The organism is Cupriavidus sp. Met-2, assembly GCF_049843575.1.
In the GTDB taxonomy this organism is placed as follows: domain Bacteria; phylum Pseudomonadota; class Gammaproteobacteria; order Burkholderiales; family Burkholderiaceae; genus Cupriavidus; species Cupriavidus metallidurans.
This window is the reverse complement of the sequence record NZ_JBBHZL010000008.1, coordinates 91,383-112,861: the sequence shown is the minus strand read 5'-3', so window position 1 is coordinate 112,861 and position 21,479 is coordinate 91,383. Positions and strand designations below refer to the sequence as shown.

General features: G+C 65.7%; 21 protein-coding genes and 1 tRNA gene. 15 read left to right on the top strand and 7 right to left on the bottom strand.

What is annotated here, in order from left to right; genetic code table 11:
* Positions 1–79 precede the first annotated feature (79 nt).
* Positions 80–964: a c-type cytochrome gene (locus WD006_RS18095; protein ID WP_011517903.1), complete on the bottom strand. Its 885-nt coding sequence runs from the start codon at positions 962–964 to the stop codon at positions 80–82.
* A 426-nt stretch (positions 965–1,390) separates the two neighbouring features.
* Between WD006_RS18095 and WD006_RS18090 the strand changes: the two genes are divergently transcribed.
* Positions 1,391–1,466 (top strand) — tRNA-Arg (locus WD006_RS18090).
* Positions 1,467–1,643: 177 nt separating this feature from the next.
* On the opposite strand, the gene WD006_RS18085 is transcribed toward WD006_RS18090, so the two are convergent.
* Entirely contained in the window at positions 1,644–1,877 is a 234-nt protein-coding gene (locus WD006_RS18085; protein ID WP_011517902.1) for a YMGG-like glycine zipper-containing protein, read from the bottom strand.
* A 9-nt stretch (positions 1,878–1,886) separates the two neighbouring features.
* On the bottom strand, positions 1,887–2,267 hold the full coding sequence (locus WD006_RS18080; protein ID WP_011517901.1) for a hypothetical protein: 381 nt from the start codon (positions 2,265–2,267) through the stop codon (positions 1,887–1,889).
* Between the two features lie 270 nt (positions 2,268–2,537).
* Here WD006_RS18080 and WD006_RS18075 point away from each other — a divergent pair, with 270 nt between their 5' ends.
* The 6 genes from WD006_RS18075 to WD006_RS18050 all read left to right on the top strand — a co-directional run bounded on the left by WD006_RS18075 (position 2,538) and on the right by WD006_RS18050 (position 11,169).
* Entirely contained in the window at positions 2,538–3,332 is a 795-nt protein-coding gene (locus tag WD006_RS18075) for an enoyl-CoA hydratase (protein ID WP_029306871.1), read from the top strand.
* A 219-nt stretch (positions 3,333–3,551) separates the two neighbouring features.
* A complete protein-coding gene (locus WD006_RS18070) occupies positions 3,552–4,943 on the top strand; it encodes an FAD-binding oxidoreductase (protein ID WP_011517899.1) in 1,392 nt (463 codons plus the stop codon).
* 48 nt (positions 4,944–4,991) lie between these two features.
* Positions 4,992–5,396, top strand: coding sequence for an alternative ribosome rescue aminoacyl-tRNA hydrolase ArfB (gene arfB / locus WD006_RS18065; protein WP_029306872.1), 405 nt, complete (start codon positions 4,992–4,994; stop codon positions 5,394–5,396).
* Positions 5,397–5,602: 206 nt separating this feature from the next.
* Entirely contained in the window at positions 5,603–8,797 is a 3,195-nt protein-coding gene (locus WD006_RS18060) for a bifunctional cytochrome P450/NADPH--P450 reductase (RefSeq protein ID WP_011517897.1), read from the top strand.
* Positions 8,798–8,901: 104 nt separating this feature from the next.
* Positions 8,902–10,110 (top strand): MFS transporter, encoded by a 1,209-nt coding sequence (locus WD006_RS18055; protein ID WP_011517896.1) that lies wholly within the window; start codon positions 8,902–8,904, stop codon positions 10,108–10,110.
* A 33-nt stretch (positions 10,111–10,143) separates the two neighbouring features.
* Positions 10,144–11,169: a GlxA family transcriptional regulator gene (locus tag WD006_RS18050; RefSeq protein ID WP_011517895.1), complete on the top strand. Its 1,026-nt coding sequence runs from the start codon at positions 10,144–10,146 to the stop codon at positions 11,167–11,169.
* 20 nt (positions 11,170–11,189) lie between these two features.
* On the opposite strand, the gene htpX is transcribed toward WD006_RS18050, so the two are convergent.
* The 4 genes from htpX to WD006_RS18030 form a co-directional block, all read right to left on the bottom strand.
* Positions 11,190–12,068 carry a protease HtpX gene (htpX, locus tag WD006_RS18045; protein ID WP_011517894.1) on the bottom strand — a complete coding sequence of 293 codons (879 nt, stop codon included), beginning with the start codon at positions 12,066–12,068 and terminating at the stop codon, positions 11,190–11,192.
* Positions 12,069–12,179: 111 nt separating this feature from the next.
* Positions 12,180–12,563 (bottom strand): hypothetical protein, encoded by a 384-nt coding sequence (locus WD006_RS18040; RefSeq protein WP_029306873.1) that lies wholly within the window; start codon positions 12,561–12,563, stop codon positions 12,180–12,182.
* A gap of 124 nt (positions 12,564–12,687) precedes the next feature.
* Positions 12,688–14,358 (bottom strand): FAD-dependent oxidoreductase, encoded by a 1,671-nt coding sequence (locus WD006_RS18035; RefSeq protein ID WP_011517892.1) that lies wholly within the window; start codon positions 14,356–14,358, stop codon positions 12,688–12,690.
* 81 nt (positions 14,359–14,439) lie between these two features.
* Positions 14,440–15,951 (bottom strand): polyamine aminopropyltransferase, encoded by a 1,512-nt coding sequence (locus WD006_RS18030; protein WP_011517891.1) that lies wholly within the window; start codon positions 15,949–15,951, stop codon positions 14,440–14,442.
* Positions 15,952–16,154: 203 nt separating this feature from the next.
* On the opposite strand from WD006_RS18030, the gene WD006_RS18025 reads away from it, so the two are divergent.
* The 8 genes from WD006_RS18025 to rnk all read left to right on the top strand — a co-directional run bounded on the left by WD006_RS18025 (position 16,155) and on the right by rnk (position 21,218).
* Positions 16,155–16,541, top strand: a complete 387-nt coding sequence (locus WD006_RS18025) for a DUF350 domain-containing protein (protein WP_011517890.1) — start codon at positions 16,155–16,157, stop codon at positions 16,539–16,541.
* A gap of 40 nt (positions 16,542–16,581) precedes the next feature.
* The gene (locus tag WD006_RS18020; RefSeq protein ID WP_011517889.1) at positions 16,582–17,604 is read left to right on the top strand and encodes an SPFH domain-containing protein; all 1,023 of its coding nucleotides are present in this window, start codon (positions 16,582–16,584) and stop codon (positions 17,602–17,604) included.
* 9 nt (positions 17,605–17,613) lie between these two features.
* Complete coding sequence (locus WD006_RS18015; protein ID WP_011517888.1) at positions 17,614–19,158, top strand: DUF4178 domain-containing protein; 1,545 nt, start codon at positions 17,614–17,616, stop codon at positions 19,156–19,158.
* A gap of 3 nt (positions 19,159–19,161) precedes the next feature.
* On the top strand, positions 19,162–19,335 hold the full coding sequence (locus WD006_RS18010; RefSeq protein ID WP_017513169.1) for a hypothetical protein: 174 nt from the start codon (positions 19,162–19,164) through the stop codon (positions 19,333–19,335).
* An 18-nt stretch (positions 19,336–19,353) separates the two neighbouring features.
* Entirely contained in the window at positions 19,354–19,740 is a 387-nt protein-coding gene (gene speD / locus WD006_RS18005) for an adenosylmethionine decarboxylase (protein ID WP_011517887.1), read from the top strand.
* Positions 19,741–19,806: 66 nt separating this feature from the next.
* Positions 19,807–20,241 carry a Cd(II)/Pb(II)-responsive transcriptional regulator gene (locus WD006_RS18000; protein ID WP_008646161.1) on the top strand — a complete coding sequence of 145 codons (435 nt, stop codon included), beginning with the start codon at positions 19,807–19,809 and terminating at the stop codon, positions 20,239–20,241.
* A gap of 179 nt (positions 20,242–20,420) precedes the next feature.
* Positions 20,421–20,558 (top strand): hypothetical protein, encoded by a 138-nt coding sequence (locus WD006_RS17995; protein WP_008646160.1) that lies wholly within the window; start codon positions 20,421–20,423, stop codon positions 20,556–20,558.
* Positions 20,559–20,780: 222 nt separating this feature from the next.
* Complete coding sequence (gene rnk / locus WD006_RS17990) at positions 20,781–21,218, top strand: nucleoside diphosphate kinase regulator (protein ID WP_011517885.1); 438 nt, start codon at positions 20,781–20,783, stop codon at positions 21,216–21,218.
* Positions 21,219–21,479 lie beyond the last annotated feature (261 nt).

Sequence of the window (21,479 nt, the reverse complement as noted above, 5' to 3'; positions counted from 1 at the left end):
CCGCGAGATATTCGCGGGCTTTTTTTGTGGAGCCGGGGTGACTTCCGGGGTTGCCCCCGGGCGTCACTGTCATTCGCTCTTACTTGCCGGCCTCTGCCATGTAGTTCGAAGCGGCGATCACGTCGGCGTCCGGACCGGCATAGCCGCCCTTCGGCGGCATCACGCCCTTGCCCTTCAGCGCGTAATTGTGGACTGCGTCCATGCCTTCCTTCAGGCGCGGTGCCCAGGCGGCCTTGTCGCCGAACTTCGGCGCGCCAGCCACGCCAGAGGCATGGCAAGCCGCACAGACTTGTTCATATACCTTCTTGCCTGTTTCAGCCGAAGCGGCGGCCGGTGCAGCAGCGGCAGCAGCAGGGGCTGGAGCCGCGGCGGCGGCAGGCGCTGCAGCAGCAGGGGCGGCGGCGGGTGCGTCGGCTGCCGGAGCGGCGGCCTGGGCCGGTGCGCCAGCGGCCGGGGCTGCCGGCTCAGGGAACTTGGCGCCACCGGCGTCGGCCATGTACACCACGGCACGGGCCAGTTCGTAGTCGCTCAGGTCGTCCGGGGTGGTGCCGGCACGAGCAGGCATCGCGTTCTTGCCGTTGAGCACCGACTTCATCAGGCCGTCGAAGCCCTGGCCGATGCGGCCCGCCCAGTCACCCGCCACGCCGTACTTCGGCGCACCAGCGGCACCGCTGGCATGGCAGGCTGCGCAGACGGCCTTGTAGACCTCTTCGCCGGTCTTCAGGACGCGCGGTGCGTTGGGGTCCTTGATTTCGAGCGAGGCCACGGGCTTGATGCGGTCGTTGATTGCCTCGGCAGACTGGGTTGAGCCGGCGCCTTCGCGGGTGCCGTGTCCGACAAAGTTGACCAGCAGGATGATGACGAGGATCGGGATCAGGAACGCTGCGATCACGACGACGATCAGCTGCTTGGGGGTCTTGATTGGCGACTCGTGGTGGTCGTTTTCTTGGTGGACGTCACTCATACAGAACTCTCGATTTTGCGGGAAACCTATTGCACAGCACGTTGGGGGCGGCTTGCTTTGTCTGGCCCTTGGAGACGCTATCCGGACGACTCTGGCGTCGCAGCGCGGCTTCAACTGCCCACGTCCACGCGCCTGGCCGTTTCGGCCTGGCCTCGTCTGGATAGCGTCCCTGTTTTCGGGGATGAATCTGTCGTTTTTGCGTCCGGGTTGTCTCAGGTCCCGGGTACGTCTCTCTGGCGACGCAAATAGGAGCCGATTATAGACGCAAGACATGGCCTCCGGGGGCCAAAAGCGGCGGCTGGGAGACCCGTGGAGACCCGTAATCGCACTAACCGGCGCAACCCGCATGGACGGGCTGGGTCAAACGGAGTATCCTATGCGACTTTCCGACGGCGGCACTCGCCCGTTGTCAGCAAAGCCCACATCGCGCCCGTAGCTCAATGGATAGAGTACTGCCCTCCGAAGGCAGGGGTTGCTGGTTCGATCCCAGCCGGGCGCGCCAATCCCAGCAAGACTTTCCCGAAGTGATTTCAACTCAGGCTGCGCACCGGCCATAGCTGGATTTCCGTCGCCCGATGCCAGAAGTCAAAGGCGCGGACCCGATACGCACGGGCCAATGCCATGCGTACCCAAATCCGCGCCGATCGCCGCAAGGGCGATTTACAGGGACAAGGGACGATCAGTACCAGCTCTGCTGCTTGTTGCCCTTGATGTTTCCCGCCACCCCGCCAGCGACGGCGCCGATGGCGGCGCCGGTCCAGCCGCTGCCGCCGGCAATCGCCGCGATACCCGCGCCTGCCGCGGCACCGATTGCCGCGCCGGATACCGTGCCTTGCTGCTGCGGCGTCATGTTCGTACACCCAGCGGCGCCGACGATGGCCAGCACCACACCAATCTGTTGAAATCGTTTCATGGCATCACCTCACTTTTGGGGTTGCAGGCCGGGAATGACCATGTCGAACCAGATCGTCTCGATCACCGGCCGCGCAAGCTGGTCGGGGTGCGCCGCATACCAGTTATCCACACGTTGACGCACGGTATCGAGCGTATGGCCCCTGAGCCCCTTCGACAGACGGGGCATGATGCTCTGGGTGTCGCCGGGCGGCTTGTCGGCGTAGTAAGCCGATTCCACCTGGGCCAGATTGGCGATGCCCACCAGATAGGCCTTCTTCATCTGTTCGGTCGATTGTGTCCATTGCTTGCCGGTGACCAGTGGAATTTCCTGGGCCAGGGCGCTTTGGCCCATCGTCATCACGACACATGCCGTTGCCGTTGCTGCGAGCCAGCTCAGTCTTCTTGCCATTGCAATTTCCCTCCGCTGTTGTAGATACCGCACGGGGCTGGTGCGTAACACCATATTAGTCGCTGTTCCGGTGTCTGCCAGGTCACTGCGCACGGGTTAAAGTGCGCAAAAAGACGCAAGTTGTGCCAGACCAATCAGTGGATTCCAGCTTTGTTCTGGTGTCGAATAGGGTCTGGATGGTTCGCCGGCCGGATATCTGCCCGAGTTGACCGGACATTCCTGCAGGTCCGAACCTGGACACTCACCCCTTGACGGAGCGCAGACGTGGAAATGGAATCCGGCGGCAAGGCTGTTGACCCCTTCGTGTTACGAGAGACCCATGATGGCGTGGTGACGCTACGGCTGAACCGGCCGCAGCAGTTCAACGCGCTGTCCGAAGCCATGCTCGAAGCGCTGCGCGTGGCCTTCGAGGATGTCGCCCGGGACGACTCGGTACGTTGCGTCGTGCTGGCCGCCGAAGGCAAGGCGTTCTGCGCCGGGCACGATCTGCGCGAGATGCGCGGTCGCCCGGACCTGGCTTACTACCGCACGCTGTTCGCGCAATGCAGCGTGGTCATGCAGGCGATCCAGGCATTGCCGGTGCCGGTCATCGCGCGGGTGCACGGCATTGCCACGGCCGCCGGCTGCCAGCTCGTGGCGAGTTGCGACCTGGCTATTGCGTCGGTTGCGGCGAAGTTCGCGGTGTCCGGCATCAACGTCGGCTTGTTCTGCTCCACGCCATCGGTGGCGTTGTCGCGCAATGTCTCGACCAAACGCGCGTTCGACCTGCTCGTAACCGGCCGCTTCATCGATGCCGAGACGGCAGCGGATTGGGGCCTGATCAACGAGGCCGTGCCCGAGCAGGAGCTTGACGCCGCCGTGGCGCGCAAGGCGGAGGCGATTCTGTCCAAGAGCCCGGCAGCGATTCGCTACGGCAAGGCGATGTTCTATCGCCAGCGCCTGATGGAGCTGGGCGATGCCTATGCATTCGCGGGCGACGTCATGGCGCGGAACATGATGGAGGAGGATGCGGGCGAGGGCATCGATGCGTTCCTGCAGAAGCGCCCCCCTCGCTGGCAGCGATAAAGTCTGTCTGCCAGCGTGACCGTGCCGGGCGCGCGGATGTCCCTTTCACGCCGTCCCAACTTTGCAACAGGTCGGGCCAACTCGCCTCGGCGTTGCTACCCCGTACATTGAGACAATCCAGCGCCAATGCGGCTTTCCGCCCATTGGCGCGTGCCTTGCATGGATATCTCCTCCGGGTGCGAATTCCGAAGCCCCGGGCATGTTTGTGGAGGTACCGCCATGCCCAACCTGACCACTGATCATATCGACATGCTGCGCCACGCCGTGCGCGGCAAGGTGCTGCTCCCCGCCGATGCAGGATACGAAACAGCACGTACGGTCTGGAATGCCACCGTCGACAGGCGTCCGGCGATCATCGTCCAGTGTTCGGGCACGGCCGACGTGATGCAGGCCGTCGGCTTCGCGCGCGACCGTGGCCTGGTGCTCGCGGTGCGGGGCGGCGGGCACAACATCGCTGGCAGCGCGATCTGCAACGGCGGTCTCGTCATCGACCTGTCGCAACTGCGTACCGTCCACGTGGACCCACTCGAACGCGTAGCGTGGGTGAGTCCCGGCGCCACGCTCGCCGATTTCGACCATGAGGCGCAGGCGCAGGGTCTGGCCACGCCGCTCGGGATCAATTCGACCACCGGCGTAGCTGGACTGACACTTGGTGGAGGCTTCGGCTGGCTCACGCGCAAGTACGGCATGACTGTGGATAACCTGCTCGGCTGCGAGATCGTCACCGCTGACGGCACGCGTCACTGGACCGATTCGCGACATGAGCCTGAGCTGTTCTGGGCGTTGCGCGGCGGTGGCGGCAACTTCGGCGTGGTGACGCTCTTCCAGTTCCGACTGCATCCCGTGGGGCCGATGATCACGGCGGGCCTGCTGGTCTTCCCGGCGGTCGAGGCGAAGGCAGTGCTCCGCCAATACCGCGCCTATGTGGAATCGACGATGCCCGAGGATCTCAACGTCTGGGTCGTGCTGCGTAAAGCGCCGCCGCTGCCCTTCCTGCCGGCCTCCGCGCATGGCAAGGATGTGGTGGTGCTGGCGGTGTTCCACGACGGCGATCCGGCCGCCGCGGAGAAGGCGATCGAACCGCTGCGCAAGTTCGGGGAGACCGTGGGCGAACACGTCGGACAGATGCCTTACACCGCGTGGCAACAGGCCTTCGACGCGTTGCTTGGTCCGGGTGCCCGCAACTACTGGAAGTCGCACAATTTCACTCGGCTCGAGGATGGGGCGATCGACGCCATGACGGACTTCGCACTGCGGCTACCGTCGCCGCTGGCGGACATCTTCGTCGGGCAGGTGGGCGGCGTGGCCAATCGCGTGGCGCCCGATGCCACCGCGTATCACCATCGCGACGCCCGCTATGTGCTGAACGTTCACGCGCGGTGGGAGCGTCCCGACGAGGACGCCGCCTGTATCGCCTGGGCGCGCGACTTTTTCCGCGCCACAGAGACGTTCGCCACTGGCGGCGTCTACGTGAACTTCCTGACCGACGATGAAACCGCGCGCATCGGCGCGGCCTATGGCCCGAACTACGCCCGCCTGGCGCAGATCAAGCGCACCTACGATCCGCAGAACCTGTTCTCCACGAATCAGAACATCGCGCCGGCGTCCTGATACCGATTGCTCCACATCGTCGGCCACAGCGTTGCTATGATGCGGCGCATGGCCGACGATTTTTTCATCCCACATCAGGAGTACGACATCACCGCGATCCGCGCCCAGGGCGCGGGCGGGCAGAACATCAACAAGGTGTCGAACGCCGTGCATCTGCGCTATGACGTGCGTGCGTCGTCGCTGGAGCCCGATCACAAGGAGCGGCTGCTGGCGCTGCACGACCATCGCATCACGCGCGACGGCGTGGTGGTCATCAAGGCCCAGCAGCATCGCAGCCTGGAGTTGAACCGGGAAGAGGCAATCCGGCGGCTGCACGAACTGGTGCGCAGCGTGGCGGAGCCGCCGCGCGTGCGGCGGGCCACGCGGCCGACGCTGGCGTCGCGCAAGCGCCGGATCGAGGCCAAGACCCAGCGCGGCCAGGTCAAGGCCCTGCGCGGCAAGGTGCTTGATTAGGCAGTCGATCGCGCATTCGATCCGGTAGTCGGTTCGGTGCCCGCGCCCGGGATTCGAACAAACATTTCAAACGGACGGGGCAGAGCGGACAGAAGTGCCGATTGGAAGGCATCCTCGGTGCCAGTGCGTTGACTTCGCCGTCGAATCTGGCGATCGTCGACGGCAGCCTTCCTGATGACGTCCACGCGCGACAAGGCGCTTCCCCCATGTCCACTGCAACACCTGCCGCTGCCCTCGAGCCGATTCCCCGCGATCCGGGCTGGCCGATCTTCGGCAACCTGTTCCAGATCACGCCGGGCGAGGTCGGCCAGCATTTGCTGGCGCGTAGCCGCCACCACGATGGCATCTTCGAACTCGACTTCGCCGGCAAGCGCGTGCCGTTCGTGTCGTCGGTCGCGCTGGCCAGCGAGTTGTGCGACGCCACGCGCTTTCGCAAGATCATCGGGCCACCGCTGTCCTACCTGCGCGACATGGCCGGCGACGGCCTGTTCACCGCGCACAGCGACGAGCCGAACTGGGGCTGCGCGCACCGCATTCTGATGCCGGCGTTCAGCCAGCGGGCGATGAAAGCCTACTTCGACGTGATGCTGCGTGTGGCTAACCGGCTGGTGGACAAATGGGACCGACAGGGCCCGGACGCCGATATCGCCGTGGCGGACGACATGACGCGCCTGACGCTCGACACCATCGCGCTGGCGGGCTTCGGGTACGACTTCGCATCGTTTGCGAGTGACGAACTCGATCCGTTCGTGATGGCGATGGTCGGCGCGCTGGGGGAGGCGATGCAGAAGCTCACGCGCCTGCCGATCCAGGATCGCTTCATGGGCCGCGCGCATCGCCAGGCCGCCGAGGACATCGCATACATGCGCAATCTGGTCGATGACGTGATTCGCCAGCGGCGCGTGTCGCCAACGTCGGGCATGGATCTGCTGAACCTGATGCTCGAAGCGCGCGATCCCGAGACCGACCGGCGGCTCGACGACGCCAACATCCGCAATCAGGTCATCACGTTCCTGATTGCCGGCCACGAAACCACCAGCGGCTTGCTCACGTTCGCGCTCTATGAACTGCTGCGCAATCCGGGCGTGCTGGCGCAGGCGTATGCCGAAGTCGACACAGTGCTGCCCGGCGATGCGCTGCCGGTCTATGCCGATCTGGCGCGTATGCCCGTGCTCGACCGCGTGCTGAAGGAAACGCTGCGGTTGTGGCCGACCGCACCCGCCTTCGCGGTGGCGCCGTTCGATGACGTGGTGCTGGGCGGCCGCTACCGGCTGCGCAAGGACCGTCGCATCTCGGTGGTGCTGACCGCGCTGCATCGCGATCCGAAGGTCTGGGCGAACCCCGAGCGTTTCGATATCGACCGCTTCCTGCCCGAGAACGAGGCGAAGCTTCCCGCCCATGCCTATATGCCATTTGGACAGGGCGAGCGCGCGTGCATCGGCCGCCAGTTCGCGCTGACCGAAGCCAAGCTCGCGCTGGCGCTGATGTTGCGCAACTTTGCGTTCCAGGACCCGCACGACTACCAGTTCCGGCTCAAGGAAACGTTGACGATCAAGCCCGATCAGTTCGTGCTGCGCGTGCGGCGACGCAGGCCACACGAGCGGTTCGTGACCCGGCAGGCATCGCAGGCCGTTGCCGACGCGGCGCAGACAGACGTTCGCGGCCATGGGCAGGCGATGACCGTGCTGTGCGCATCGAGTCTCGGCACGGCTCGCGAACTGGCTGAGCAGATCCATGCCGGCGCCATTGCGGCGGGCTTCGACGCGAAGCTGGCCGACCTCGACGACGCCGTAGGCGTCTTGCCCACTTCGGGCCTGGTCGTCGTCGTGGCCGCTACCTACAACGGCCGCGCGCCCGATTCGGCTCGCAAATTCGAAGCGATGCTCGACGCGGACGATGCCAGTGGCTACCGCGCGAATGGAATGCGGCTGGCGCTGCTCGGCTGCGGCAATTCGCAGTGGGCGACGTACCAGGCGTTCCCACGTCGCGTGTTCGATTTCTTTATTACCGCGGGTGCGGTGCCGCTGCTGCCGCGTGGCGAAGCCGATGGCAATGGCGACTTCGATCAGGCGGCCGAGCGCTGGCTCGCGCAACTCTGGCAGGCGCTGCAGGCCGACGGCGCGGGCACCGGTGGCCTCGGCGTGGACGTGCAGGTGCGCAGCATGGCGGCAATCCGCGCTGAAACGCTGCCAGCCGGCACGCAGGCGTTCACGGTGCTGTCAAACGACGAACTGGTAGGCGACCCGAGCGGCCTGTGGGATTTCTCGATCGAGGCGCCGCGCACGTCGACGCGCGATATCCGGCTGCAACTGCCTCCGGGCATCACGTATCGCACCGGCGATCACATCGCGGTGTGGCCGCAGAACGATGCGCAACTCGTTTCCGAGTTGTGCGAGCGGCTCGATCTCGATCCCGATGCGCAGGCCACGATCTCCGCACCACACGGCATGGGGCGTGGCCTGCCAATCGACCAGGCGTTGCCGGTGCGGCAACTGCTGACGCACTTCATTGAGCTGCAGGACGTGGTCTCGAGACAGACGCTGCGTGCGTTGGCGCAGGCCACGCGCTGCCCTTTCACAAAGCAGTCGATCGAACAACTTGCTTCGGACGACGCGGAGCATGGGTACGCCACGAAGGTGGTCGCGCGGCGGCTGGGCATCCTCGATGTGCTGGTCGAACATCCGGCGATCGCGCTGACGCTTCAGGAACTGCTGGCGTGTACTGTGCCGATGCGGCCGCGCCTTTACTCGATTGCATCGTCGCCGCTGGTATCGCCCGATGTGGCGACGCTACTGGTCGGCACCGTCTGCGCGCCGGCGTTGTCCGGGCGCGGGCAGTTCCGTGGCGTGGCGTCGACGTGGCTCCAGCATCTGCCGCCCGGCGCGCGGGTATCCGCGTCGATTCGCACGCCGAATCCGCCGTTCGCCCCGGACCCCGACCCGGCGGCGCCAATGCTGCTGATCGGTCCGGGCACCGGCATCGCGCCGTTCCGCGGATTCCTGGAGGAACGCGCGTTGCGGAAGATGGCGGGCAATGCGGTGACGCCGGCGCAGCTCTACTTCGGCTGCCGCCATCCGCAACATGACTGGCTCTATCGCGAGGACATCGAACGCTGGGCCGGGCAGGGTGTGGTGGAGGTTCACCCGGCGTACTCAGTCGTGCCGGATGCACCGCGCTATGTGCAGGATCTGCTCTGGCAGCGGCGCGAGCAGGTCTGGGCGCAGGTACGGGACGGCGCGACGATCTACGTCTGCGGCGATGGCCGCCGCATGGCGCCAGCGGTACGCCAGACACTGATCGAGATCGGCATGGCGCAGGGTGGCATGACCGATAAGGCGGCGTCCGACTGGTTTGGCGGTCTCGTCGCGCAGGGCCGCTATCGGCAGGATGTCTTCAACTGAGCCGCTGAGTTCCCGATTGGCAGAAATCCGCTGAACGTTGTCAGTCGGACGGCCATGCCGACCCGTACGCTGGGTGCCATCCCCATTTCCACATCGGAGACGCGATGGCTTCCCACGCATTGCGGCAGGCGCGCGTGTTGGCGCTGTGCCAGGCACTCTATACCTCGGCGCTGTCCGTCGACCTGACGCTGACGGGGCTGGTCGGCTACACCCTCGCGCCGAACAAGGCGCTGGCCACGCTGCCATTCGCGCTGATTACCGTGGCATCGGCGCTGACCGCCATCGCCGCGGCTTTCCTGATCGAGCGACTTGGCCGACGCCCGGCGTTCTGCCTCGGCGGACTGGCCTGCATGGCCGGTGGTCTGGTTTCGGTGCTGGCGATCTGGCGGCACGACTTCGTGTTGTTTTGTCTCGGTACGGCGCTGGTCGGAGTGTTCCAGGCATTCGCGCGCTTCTATCGCCTGGCCGCTGCCGATGCCGCGCCGCTTGCCGAGAAGCCGCGTGCGATATCGGCCGTGCTGACCGGTGGGGTAGTGGCGGCGGTGTGTGGCCCCGCGATCGCGGCCTGGAGCGCTGACATGATGCAGCCGCTGCCGTTTGCCGGCTCCTACGCGGTAGTTGCCGTGTTCGGCGCGCTATCCGTGGCCGTGCTGGCGCTGGCCTATCGGGAACCACCGGCAACGGCGCACGCTGCGGCGGCTGTGGATAACCTTCCGGCCCGGCCGCTCGGCGAGATCTTTCGCCAGCCTGTGTTCCTGGCATCGTTTGCGAACAACGGTATCGGCAACGCCGTGATGATGTTCATGATGACGGCCACGCCGATCGCGGCCGTGGCGTGCCAGCACACGATCAAGCAGGGCGCCCAGATCATCGAATGGCACCTGGTCGGCATGTATGCGCCATCGTTCTTCTCCGGCTGGCTGCTGCAGCGCTTCGGCAATCCGGTGATGCTGGTGAGCGGCATCGCGTTGTCGGCGCTCGCGGCCATCGTCGCGCTGTGCTCGACCACGCTGCCGGCCTTCTATCTCGCCCTGCTTTGTCTGGGCGTGGGGTGGAACTTCATGTTCGTCGGCGGCACGACGCTGCTGACCAGCAGCTACCGCCCGGCGGAGCGGGCACGGACGCAGGCGGCCAGCGAGTTTTCCGCAGCCGCGCTGACCGCGCTGGCCACACTGGCGGCGGGGCAGGTGTTGAACCAGTGGGGTTGGCAGGGCGTGAACCTGGCGGTGCTGCCGGCATTGGCGGTGGCTCTTGCCGTGACGCTGGCGTGGCAGCGTCAGGAGCGGCTGGCGCCGTCGGCGGCGGGCGTATGATCGGCGCATCCGCGCCCAATCACTTGCCCAGCCATGCACCCAGCCCCCGAACCGCCGCGCGTTGTCGTCATCGTCGCGCCCGATCCTGCGCAGGAACTCGACGTCACCGGGCCGACCGCCGTGTTCGGTGCCGCCAACAAGCTGTGCGGCCGTGAGTCGCCGCCCTACGACCTGCACGTGGTCAGCGTCAGCGACGATGCCATCGTGCGTACGGAGAGCGGTCTGCGCATATTGGCGGACGCGCCGTACCACCGCATCGTCGAGCAGGTGGGCAGACCGATCGACACGCTGCTGATCTCGGGCGGCTCGGGCCATGCACGGGCCGCCGAGGACGAGCAGCTGATCGGCTGGCTACGCACGCAGGCGACGCAGGTGCGGCGGATGGGCGCGGTTTGCACCGGGGCGTTCGTGCTGGCCGGTACGGGGCTGCTCGACGCGCAGCGCGTGACCACTCACTGGCGTCATGCCGAGCGGCTGGCCCATCGGCACCCGGAACTGGACGTCGATGCCGATCCGATCTGGATTCGCGCGGGTCGCTTTTATACCTCGGCCGGCGTCTCGGCTGGCATGGACCTGTCGCTCGCACTGGTCGAGGAAGACCTGGGCCACACGGTGTCGCTGGACGTCGCGCGGGATCTGGTGCTGTTCCTCCGGCGTCCGGGCAATCAGGCGCAGTTTTCGACGGTGCTGCGGGCGCAAGCGGCGCAAAGCCCTGAACTGCGAGCGTTGCAGACATGGATTGCCGATAACCTCGGCCGGGACCTGTCGGTCGGCGTGCTGGCGGAGCAGGTGGCGATGAGTCCGCGCAATTTTGCGCGGGTCTTCGTGAAGCAGGTGGGAGACACGCCAGCGCGCTATGTCGAGCGGCTTCGCGTGGAAGCGGTGCGGCGTCTGCTGGAAGGGGGCGATCGGCGGCTGGAAGCCATCGCGCATGTCACCGGATTCGGTAATGCCGATGTCATGCGTCAGGCATTCCAGCGCCATGTGCAGACGACGCCCGAGCGATACCGGGCGGCATTCCGCGGGGAAGGGCAGGCAGTGGCGCTGGCGGCTGCGTAGCCACCAGCGCTCTGCGGGGCTTAGCGGGTGCCTTGCAGGGCCGCGATGCGCGATTCGATCGGCGGGTGGCTTGCAAACAGCGCCAGCCACGACTTGCCGCCCGAGATACCCATCGCCTGCATGTTCTGCGGCAGGCCGTCGGCGTCCAGACCACCCAGGCGGCGCAATGCCGCCACCATCGGGCTCGGCGTGCCGAGCAGCTTCGCCGCGCCGGCGTCGGCACGATATTCGCGATGACGCGAGAACGTGGCGACGATGACGCTGGCCAGGATGCCGAAGACGATCTCGCAGACCACCACGGTGACCATGTAGCCGATACCGGGGCCGCTCGACTCCTCGTCATTGCGGCGCAGCCACGAATCGACGAAGTAGCCGACCACGCGTGCCATGAAGATCACGAACGTGTTCACCACGCCTTGAATCAACGTCAGCGTGACCATGTCGCCATTGGCGATGTGGGCCACTTCGTGCGCGAGCACGGCCTCGACCTCGTCGTGCGACATCGACTGCAGCAGGCCCGTGGACACAGCCACCAGCGAGCTGCTCTTCGACGCGCCGGTAGCGAATGCGTTGGGCTCGCCATCGTAGATCGCCACCTCTGGCATCGGCAGGCCGGCGCGCGTGGCCAGCTTCTCGACGGTCTGCACGAGCCAGAGCTCCGTGCTGGTGCTCGGGTGGGTGATGACCTGGGCGCCGGTCGACCACTTGGCGATGGTCTTGGACATCAGCAACGAGATGAACGAGCCACCGAAGCCCATCAACGCCGCGAATGCCAGCAACATTCCGAGGTTGAGGCCGTTCGAGGTCAGGAAGCGATTCACGCCCAGCAGGCTGGCCGTGACACTGAGGACAAGCATGACGGCGAGGTTGGTCGCCAGGAACAGAAAGATACGTTTCATGGATGTGGGGCGAGACTAGGAAGAACGCGGACGGGCCGCAAGCGCGCGGCCCGCTGGATGCGAACTGCGCGATAAAGGTGCGCGCGAAGCAACCTTCGCGCGAAAGCGGGATCAGCCGCGCGGCGGGCGCGGCAGCAGAGGCAGGTCGGGGTCCGGCAGGGCGATGCGGGCGTACTGCGGCACCGCGCCACGGCCGGTTGCGGTTGCCATGCGCGGAAGCGGCGCGGGCAACAACTGCTCGGCGAAATCCGCGCCCGGTGACGACGGTTCCGCATTATCGGCAGGGTGGGAGGACTCTTGAGTCGTGGGCGCCGGCATATCACCGGGATCGCCAACATCGGCGATAGCGGAAGCATCGGTCGCCACGGCGAGCGTGGCCCGAGCGACGTCGGAGACATCGGCCGTCTGAGGCACCTGCACCATGCCGACGCCTGCCGCGGACGTGCCGAGACCTGCCCATGCCTGCAACGGCAGGAAGGCAAGCAGCACAATCATCAGCAGTAACCGGAACGGTTGCACGAGGAGTCGGGGCGCGGGTGACGCAAAAGACAAAAAGACTGGCGTCGATTCTACAGGATGGCAGGGGCCGGCGCAGACGGTCGTCCCCACCCCGGCGTCACTATCCGACGATTCTCAGCGCGGCGCGTGTGCCCCACCATGCCGCTTCCTCGAACACGGAGAGTCCGCTCAGGTCGGCGTGGGCAAACAGGATGCGGCCGTCGGTCTCACGCAACGCACGGATGCCCGCGTTGCCCAGAAAGCCCGGCACCGGCGTGGCCATCGCGTGGCCGCGTGCCGTGATCTCGACGGCGTCCGCATGGCGCCAGAATTCGCGGCCATAGACCGCGCGAAGATCGGACACGGCCAGGTCCATCAGCGCGGCCGGGTCGGCATCCGCCAGCCATCGCCTGACGGCATCTGGCGATCCCCCGGCAGGCGCACCGGATTCGGCGTCGAGCGGACAGTAGGCCGTGAACGCGGTGTGCGCCGGACGTGCCTGGCGGATCCACTGGTGCGTGGCCACGACGTAGCCGAGGCCGCGCGAGCCATGCACGACGTTGTCCCACGCCAGCGGCACCCCGGCGGCCTCCTGCGGAAACCCCCGCAGGTGGAACGACGAAACCAGCCAGGGCGCGTGATATTGCAGATGTTGCGCCGGGTCGAAGCCGAGCGGCTTCAGCGGCAAAACGTGGGCGGCGACATGCAGCGGCATCGCGCAGATAACGCGCCGCGCCCGAATGCGAAAAAGCGCGGGCGGCCGTGTAACACCATCGGGCCAGTGCGCGCACAGCACGCTGACGCCATCAGACGTTTCGTCGATACGCACCGCCATGCCCGCGCGCCGCCATGGCTGGCCGGCATTCATCCGCGCATCGATCTTCGATGTCAGCCGCGTCACCATACCGTGCAATCCGTCCGGCCATGTCAGCACCGCGCCATCGGCGGCATTGCTGGCATGGCCGCCACGGCTGGCGAAGTAGTGCAGGCCCGCCCACGCGGAAACGGCATCAGCCCCCGCGCCATAGTCGTCACGGCAGCAGTAATCGGCGTACCAGTGCAGCGTCGGTGCGGTAAAGCCTTCGGCTTTCAGCCATTGCCGGAAGGTCTGGCGATCGAGCGCCGTCCATGCCGGGTCACGCGAAGATTCGGCGATCGGAATCGCAAATGCCTTGCGGCCATCGCTGCCGGTGGCGTGGCGCAGCGCATCCATGCGGGTGAGGAAGCGTGTGTGCTGCGCATCGTGATCGTCATGATCGGGCAGCAGGCCGTCCTGCCATTTCCCGTCGAAGAACAGCCGCTCGTCCGGCGCATGCACCAACGCATGTTCGTCGAAGCGTGGGCGCGCATCGAATGGATCGCGCTCAATCACGCCGACGTCGGCCAGCATCTCGCGCACGTGGGTCGATTGCGCCGAAGGCAATGGCAGGTAATGCGCGCCGCGCGGGAAACCGATCTCGCCGAACTGGCCGCCGGCCGCATTGCCGCCGAACTCGGGGCCGTCGAGCATGATGAAGTCGCGATGACCGGCGCGCGACAGTTGCCATGCGGCCGACAACCCGCCCGGGCCGCTACCCAGGATCGCCACATCGGTGCGCAGTTCGCCGCCCGGCTCGGGCCAGCCGCGCTGGTCACGCAGCGCGTGCCCCTCCGCCATGCCGGGGCGCAGGACCACCGGCGTGGGTTCGCGCAGGGCCAGGCCGCGCAGGAAGCTGTCGGCCTCGTCGCCGATGCGGCTACAGCCGGCCAGCGCGGTACCCGCGGCGGCGATCAGGAAGCGGCGGCGGTCCATCGGCGTACTGGAGCAGCCGCTCCGGCAAGCGAACTTGCGGATGACTTGGCGGATGACTTGGCGGATGACTTGGCGGATGACTTAGCGGATGACATTGCGCCAGTCACGCTCGAAGTCGTGCACGAGAGTTTGTTCATTGAGCCGGTTCGGCTCGCCCTGGCGCGGCGCCATGTCGGCGGGAAAACGGAACATCAGCGCAGTCGTATCCCCGTCGAGAAACTTCATCGGCACGTCGTAGCGCGTCGGCGGCGTGTAGTCGTTGCGCTTGCCGACCAGGATGTAGCCCCACTCGCCGAACGACGGCACGTAGGTATGGTACGGCCACGTATGCAGCCCGGCTTCACGCAGCGTGGCGTCGATGTCCCAGAACGAGCGCGGTGCGTAGTAGGGCGATGTCGACTGCACCACCGCGTAGCCCTTCTCGGCCAGATGGCGCGACATCAGCCGGTACATCGGCACGGAATACAGCTTGCCGAGCCCGAAATTGGACGGGTCAGGCAGGTCGACGATGATCGCGTCGAAGCTGTCCTGGTTCTGCTCGAGCCATTGCGCGGCATCGGCGTTGACCACTGTCACGCGCTGGTCGGTCAGCGAGCCGTGGTTCAGTGCCCGTAGCGGTTCGCTGCGCGAGAATAGCGTGGTCATCGCCGGGTCCAGGTCGACCAGCGTGACGTGCTCGATATTGCGGTACTTGAGAATCTCGCGCAGCGCCAGCCCATCGCCGCCACCGATTACCAGCACGCGACGCGCCCACGGCAGCGCCTGCAGCACCGGGTGCACTAGCGCTTCGTGATAGCGGTGTTCGTCGCGCGAGGAAAACTGCAGATTGCCGTTGATGTAGAGGCGGAGATCGTCCTTCCAGCGCGTGATGACCAGCCGCTGGTACGGGGTGGTTTCGCTATGGATGATCTCGTCGCCGAACAGGCCGCGCTCGGCCCAGTGCGTCAGATAGTTCGAACCGGCGAAGCCGACTGTCAGCACCGCCAGCACCATGCCTGCGCGCAGCGTGCGCAACGTCGTGCGCGACACCTCGTCGCGGAAGATGCGCAGTGTGAACAGCGCCACCGCGACGTTGAGCATGCCGAACAGGAATCCCGTGCGCGACAGCCCGAGCCGTGGCGCGAGCACCAGCGGGAATACCAGCGACACTGCCAGCGCGCCGAGATAGTCGAACGTGAGCACGCGGCTCACCAGATCGCTGAACTGGGCACGCCGCGCATTGAGGATGCGCATGACCAGCGGAATCTCCATGCCGACCAGCATCCCGATCACGAACACCAGCGCATACAGCGCGGTGCGGAATGGCGCGGAGAGCCAGGCGAATACCACGAACAGCAGCGCCGCCGAGATGCCACCGAGCAGGCCGACAAGGATCTCGATGTCGATGAAGCGGGTCAGGACGTCCTCGTCCTTCACGTAGCGCGAGAGCCACGAGCCGACACCCATCGCAAACAGGTAGCAGCCGATGATCGAGGAGAACTGGAGGATCGAATCGCCGAGCAGATAGCTCGACAGGGCGCCGGCAATCAGTTCGTAGCCAAGCCCGCAGGAGGCTACGATCAACACCGAAAGGACTAGGGTACGGTCGCGCATGGGGCGGCGGTCGCAACAGGTGAGCAACAGGAGATCGCCCGGAGCGCGGCTGGCGTTCCGGCGTGTCACAAATTGATATTGGAAGGAATAGGACTGCGGCTATACTTTGCCGCGTAGTTTGCCGCTGGCATCGCCGCACGGCAAGCGCATCGCGCAGGACCGGATATTTCCACAACTCCATCGACAGGCCGCGTACCCGAACCATGCTACCCATCTACGCCTACGCCGAGCATCTGCTGGCCAGCCTTGTGCTGCTGGTCGTGTTCGTCGGAGTCTACACCAGGATCACGCCCTTCAACGAGTTCGCGCTGATCCGCCAGGGCAATGTGGCTGCCGCGCTCTCTCTGGGCGGCAGCACGCTCGGTTTCTGCTTCACGCTGTCGTCGAGTCTCCAGCACAACGACACATTTCTGATGTTCCTGGTGTGGTCGCTGGTGGCGATGGTGGTGCAGGCAGTGGTCTACGCGGCGCTGGCGCGCGCTTTGCCGGATATGGATGCGGCCATCGAATCTAACAATATGGCCATGGGCGGGCTGATGGGCACGATGTCGGTCTCGGTCGGCGTGCTCAATGCCGCGTGCCTGTCCTGAGGCCAGGACGTGAATCATTCCTTGGGAAGAAGGAGCTGACATGAGCATCGGGTCGTTCATCAGGAAGCAGTTCATCGACATCCTCCAGTGGACGGAGGACACGGACGGCGTGCTGGCGTGGCGCTATCCGATGGAAGACATGGAGATCCAGTACGGTGGCAGCCTGACCGTGCGTGAATCCCAGATGGCGGTCTTCGTCAACGAAGGCAAGATCGCCGACGTGTTCGGCCCCGGCATGTACAAGCTGACCACCCAGACGCTGCCGGTGCTGACGTACCTGAAGAACTGGGACAAGCTGTTCGAATCGCCGTTCAAGTCGGACGTCTACTTCTTCAGCACCCGCCTGCAGATTGGCCGCAAGTGGGGCACGGCGCAGCCGATCACGATCCGCGATGCGGACTTCGGCATGGTGCGGCTGCGCGCCTTCGGTCTGTATTCGTACAAGATCAGCGATCCGCAGAAGTTCTACACCGAGATCAGCGGCACGCGCGCCGAGTACACGCGCGACGAAGTGGAAGAGCAGCTGCGCAACCTGCTGATCGCCACGATGACGAACACGCTTGGCGCGTCGTCGGTACCGTTCCTGGACATGGCGGCGAACCAGACGCTGATGTCGCAGACGATCCACGAAAAGCTCGCGCCCGAGTTCGAGCGTTATGGCGTAGCGCTCGATAACTTCGCGGTCACCAATGTCTCCTTGCCAGAGGAACTGCAGAAGGCCATCGACACCCGCATCTCGATGGGGATGATGGGCGACATGGCCAAGTACACGCAGTACCAGGTGGCCAGCTCGATCCCGCTTGCCGCGCAGAACGAGGGCGGTGTCGCCGGGCTCGGCGCGGGTCTGGCCGCCGGGGCAGTCATGGGGCAGGCGATGGCTGGCGGACTCGTCGGCGGGGTGGCGGGTGTACCCGCTGCAGCGCCCGTCGCTCCCGCAACGCCCGCCGCCGAAGATCCGGCGGCGCGGCTGCAGAAGCTCAAGGAGCTGCTCGACAAGAGCCTGATCTCGCAGGCGGAGTTCGATACGGCCAAGGCGGAAATTCTCAAGAAACTCGTCGGCTGATTCCGCTCCATGCAAACGGTCAACTGTCCGGGCTGCGGCGCGGAGGTCCGCTTTCGGTCGTCCGCCGCGGTCATGGCGGTCTGCGAGTACTGCCACAGCACCTTGCTGCGCGAGGCCGATCAGGTACGCGACATCGGCAAGATGTCGGCGTTGCTCGAGGACTACTCGCCGCTGCAGATCGGCACCAGCGGCATCTGGCCGAATGACGGCAAGGGGCAGGGCTTCACGCTGGTCGGCCGTCTCCAGTTGCGGTACGACGCCGGCCTCTGGAGCGAATGGTATGTGCTGTTCGACGATGGCACGGACGGCTGGCTCGGCGATGCGTCGGGCCAGTACATGTTCACGCGCAGGGTGCCTGACGAAGACGCCGCGAAGGCGTCGGTCGGCAAGCTGCCGAAGTTCGAAGGCCTGAAGCCCGGCGAGCCGCTGTTCTTCAACAAGTATCGTTACGAAGCCGGTGATGTGCGCACCGCGCGCTGCACCGGTGGGCAGGGCGAGTTGCCGTTCCAGGTCGGCGCGGGCTGGACCGCTCAGGTCGCGGACTTCCGCAACGCGGGCAACTTCCTGACGCTCGACTACGCCGATGGTTACCCGCCCGCGGTCTACACGGGCCAGATGGTCGAGCTCGACCAGCTCAAGTGCCAGCTTCTGCGCAGCGCAGACGAGATTGACCGCACCGCCGACCGCTATCGTGGCAAGGCGATTCCGCTGGCTTGCCCAAACTGCGGCAGCCCGATCGCCTATCGCGCCGGCGTGGCGAATTTCATCATTTGCCCAAGCTGCCATAGCGAAGTCGATTGCACCACGTCGACAGCCATCGTGCTGGAGAAGCACGCCGAAATCGAGGCACTGCAGACCAGCCTGACGCCGGGCGAGGTCGGCACAATCGACGGCAAGCCATACACCGTGCTCGGCCTGCTTCAGTGCACCGATGATGACGAGGACGAGACCTCGACCTGGATGGAGTACCTGCTGTTCAACGAATCGGCCGGCTTTCTGTGGCTCGTGGAGCAGGACGCCGGCTGGGACCGCGTGCGCGTGCTGGATGTCTGGCCCGGCACGATGGCGTCGTCGAGCGTGGCCGTGCTTGCCGGCAACGAGTACCGCAAGGGGTTCGAATACGTCAGCCGCGTGCTCTATGCGGCCGGCACGTTCAACTGGCGCGTGCAGGCCGGCGATACCACGCGGCTGACCGAGTTCGGCCCGCCGGCGCGACGACTGACGCGCGAGACGAGCGACACCGAGATCGTCTGGACGCAGTCCACCACGGTGTCGCGCACCCAGGTCGCGCAATGGTTCAAGGGCAACAAGGCGCTGGCCGCCGCGGCGAAGGCGCTACCCGAGCGCAAGCGTCCCGCCGCGCCAGCCACCGGCGACCTCGCGTACTGCCGCAAGGTCGCGTGGGGCATCGCTATCGCGATGTGGTTGCTGAACCTGCCGATCTCGTTCTTCGGCGGTGCCGGCATGGCCGGGCTTCTGCTGGGCACGGTGCTGCTCTGGCTGCCGATCTGGACCGTGCAGGCGTTTTCGGGGCATATCGGGGGAGGGGACTGAGCTGTGCGCTTTTTGTTTCTTGTCTACGGATTGATCGTGCTGTTCGGTGTCACGTTCTACACGCTGGGGTCGGCGGGCAGTACGTCCGGTGGATCGTCGTCGGCTCGCGGCTGGAGTGGCTCCGGCGGATACGGCGGTTCGGGCGGCGGCTGGTCTTCGGGCGCCGGTCACAAGTAGTCCGGTGAGACGATCGCCATGAATGCACCGACGCTTGCCTGCCCACCGGTTCTTGGCCGCCACCTGCTGCTCGACATGCAGGGCGTGACCGCCGCACGGCTCACCGATGCCGTGCTGATCGAGCGCGTGCTTTACGATGCCGCCCGCGTGTCAGGCGCCACGCCGGTGGATGCGCGGTTCCAGCATTTCGGCCCCGGTCTCGGTGTCACGGGCGTGCTGCTGCTCAAGGAATCGCACATCAGCATCCATACCTGGCCGGAATATGGTTTCGCGGCTGTGGATATCTTCATGTGCGGTGCGGCGCAGCCCCACCGGGGCATCGAAGCCATCGTGGCCGAACTGGCGCCGGCGCAATGGCATGTGCGCGATGCAGCGCGTGGCCCCGCCTCTGCAGGGTCCGCCTGATTGGGCTACACTTCACCGGTAACCCTGTAATTACTACAGGGATCTGGCATCGTGGAGGCACTGACCATGCGTATCGGCGAACTGTCCCGCCACAGTGGCTGCGACATCGAAACCATCCGCTATTACGAACGTGAAGGGCTGCTGGACGCACCGCAGCGCGAGGACAACGGCTATCGCCGCTATGGCGACGGGCACCTCGTCCAGCTCAACTTCGTGCGCCACTGCCGCTCGCTGGGCATGAGCCTGGCCGACGTGCGCAAGCTGCGCGACTTCCAGCGCAATCCGTCACTCGCGTGCGACGACATCAATACGCTGTTGGACCGCCAGATCGAGCAGATCCACGCCCAGCGTGTTTCGCTGGAAGCGCTGGAAGGTCAGTTGCGCACGCTGCGCCATACCTGCGAGAACCCAAATCCGCATCCGGCCAGCGAGTGCGGCATCCTGCAGAACCTGCAGCAGGCAGCCGAGGGCGCGGCCTGCGAGTGCCACCCACGACACTAGGGATGCAGCGGGACGGCATCGTCACGCCGATCTCGCGACATCTCGCAACAAGGCGGGCGGCAAGCCGGAACAGGGGCATTCCGCCCCCTCGCCTCGAATCGAACCGTTGCCGCCTGGCTGTGCTACGATGGCCGCTGGTCGCTTCGGTGACTTACCTGTAACTCAGAGATTTCCCCACGATGTCCCGTCATCTACTGCTCGCCGTCTCCGTCATGGTTCGCTTCCAGCGACCGGCGCGCGCGCGCGTGATGCCGGCGCCCATCGACGCCAGCCGCTGGATCAACGCCCCGCTTGATCCTGCCCGGTTCCCGGCCTAACCGATCCCCTTCCTGAACCAGCAGAAGGCCCGGCGCCGAACCGGGCCCGAGCCAGCACGTACCCCCGCATTCACACGCAGCACCAGGCCTCGCCAGTTGCCGCGTGATCCGCTGCCGAATTAGTTGCTGCATTCGCTGCATTACCAAGCTGTGTCCGTCCGGCGCGCGTGAAGTTGCGCCGGCCAATCGATTCTGGATTTCACTTCCGTGAGAGGCATTGCCATGGCCAAGACCAAAAACACGACCGCCGCGCCGTCGCGCCCGGCAACCCTTTACCTGACCGAACTCGACGTCACGCGCCTCGAGGGAATTGCCAGCCGTGCCGGCACCGCCGAACTCGACGAGATGCTGGATGCACTACTGGAGCGCGCGGCCATTGTGTCGCCCGACGCGATCCCGAAGGATGTCGTGACGATGAATTCACGTGTGGTTTGTGCGCTCGAAGGCGAGGCCAAGCCGCGTGACTGGACCCTGGTGTACCCGGACGATGCCGATCTGGCCACTGGCCGGTTATCGGTGCTGTCGCCAATTGGCCAGGCACTGCTGGGTGCCCGCTCTGGGGACACCGTCGACTACCGCCTGCCCGACGGCCGCGCGCAACGCGTGACCATCGTGGAGATCGCGTTCCAGCCCGAGGCCAGCGGCCAGTTCACGCTTTGATCCTTCCCCCGGCCAGCTACCCACCGTGCGCCCGAAGCGGCGCGCGCGGGTAGCCGCGCCGCCTGGCAGTACCGAACGGTAAGCACCGTTCGGTCAGGCAATCCCTTCCGTTCATCCACATCTTCAGCGTTTCACGGCGTGCAACGCACCATTCGTCGCAGCGGTATTTCTCCTGGTTCGACGAGCCACTAACCTTCAGTCCGTGCTCGATCGCCACAGAGATGGCGTATCCGGGCAGAAGTCAGCTGTATCCATAAGAAA

Bases quoted from the DNA above. Each gene is read 5' to 3' on its own strand.
- WD006_RS18095 (WP_011517903.1), bottom strand. From the start codon at position 964: ATGAGTGACGTCCACCAAGAAAACGACCACCACGAGTCGCCAATCAAG.
- WD006_RS18085 (WP_011517902.1), bottom strand. From the start codon at position 1,877: ATGAAACGATTTCAACAGATTGGTGTGGTGCTGGCCATCGTCGGCGCC.
- WD006_RS18080 (WP_011517901.1), bottom strand. From the start codon at position 2,267: ATGGCAAGAAGACTGAGCTGGCTCGCAGCAACGGCAACGGCATGTGTC.
- WD006_RS18075 (WP_029306871.1), top strand. From the start codon at position 2,538: ATGGAATCCGGCGGCAAGGCTGTTGACCCCTTCGTGTTACGAGAGACC.
- WD006_RS18070 (WP_011517899.1), top strand. From the start codon at position 3,552: ATGCCCAACCTGACCACTGATCATATCGACATGCTGCGCCACGCCGTG.
- arfB (WP_029306872.1), top strand. From the start codon at position 4,992: ATGGCCGACGATTTTTTCATCCCACATCAGGAGTACGACATCACCGCG.
- WD006_RS18060 (WP_011517897.1), top strand. From the start codon at position 5,603: ATGTCCACTGCAACACCTGCCGCTGCCCTCGAGCCGATTCCCCGCGAT.
- WD006_RS18055 (WP_011517896.1), top strand. From the start codon at position 8,902: ATGGCTTCCCACGCATTGCGGCAGGCGCGCGTGTTGGCGCTGTGCCAG.
- WD006_RS18050 (WP_011517895.1), top strand. From the start codon at position 10,144: ATGCACCCAGCCCCCGAACCGCCGCGCGTTGTCGTCATCGTCGCGCCC.
- htpX (WP_011517894.1), bottom strand. From the start codon at position 12,068: ATGAAACGTATCTTTCTGTTCCTGGCGACCAACCTCGCCGTCATGCTT.
- WD006_RS18040 (WP_029306873.1), bottom strand. From the start codon at position 12,563: ATGATTGTGCTGCTTGCCTTCCTGCCGTTGCAGGCATGGGCAGGTCTC.
- WD006_RS18035 (WP_011517892.1), bottom strand. From the start codon at position 14,358: ATGGACCGCCGCCGCTTCCTGATCGCCGCCGCGGGTACCGCGCTGGCC.
- WD006_RS18030 (WP_011517891.1), bottom strand. From the start codon at position 15,951: ATGCGCGACCGTACCCTAGTCCTTTCGGTGTTGATCGTAGCCTCCTGC.
- WD006_RS18025 (WP_011517890.1), top strand. From the start codon at position 16,155: ATGCTACCCATCTACGCCTACGCCGAGCATCTGCTGGCCAGCCTTGTG.
- WD006_RS18020 (WP_011517889.1), top strand. From the start codon at position 16,582: ATGAGCATCGGGTCGTTCATCAGGAAGCAGTTCATCGACATCCTCCAG.
- WD006_RS18015 (WP_011517888.1), top strand. From the start codon at position 17,614: ATGCAAACGGTCAACTGTCCGGGCTGCGGCGCGGAGGTCCGCTTTCGG.
- speD (WP_011517887.1), top strand. From the start codon at position 19,354: ATGAATGCACCGACGCTTGCCTGCCCACCGGTTCTTGGCCGCCACCTG.
- WD006_RS18000 (WP_008646161.1), top strand. From the start codon at position 19,807: ATGCGTATCGGCGAACTGTCCCGCCACAGTGGCTGCGACATCGAAACC.
- WD006_RS17995 (WP_008646160.1), top strand. From the start codon at position 20,421: ATGTCCCGTCATCTACTGCTCGCCGTCTCCGTCATGGTTCGCTTCCAG.
- rnk (WP_011517885.1), top strand. From the start codon at position 20,781: ATGGCCAAGACCAAAAACACGACCGCCGCGCCGTCGCGCCCGGCAACC.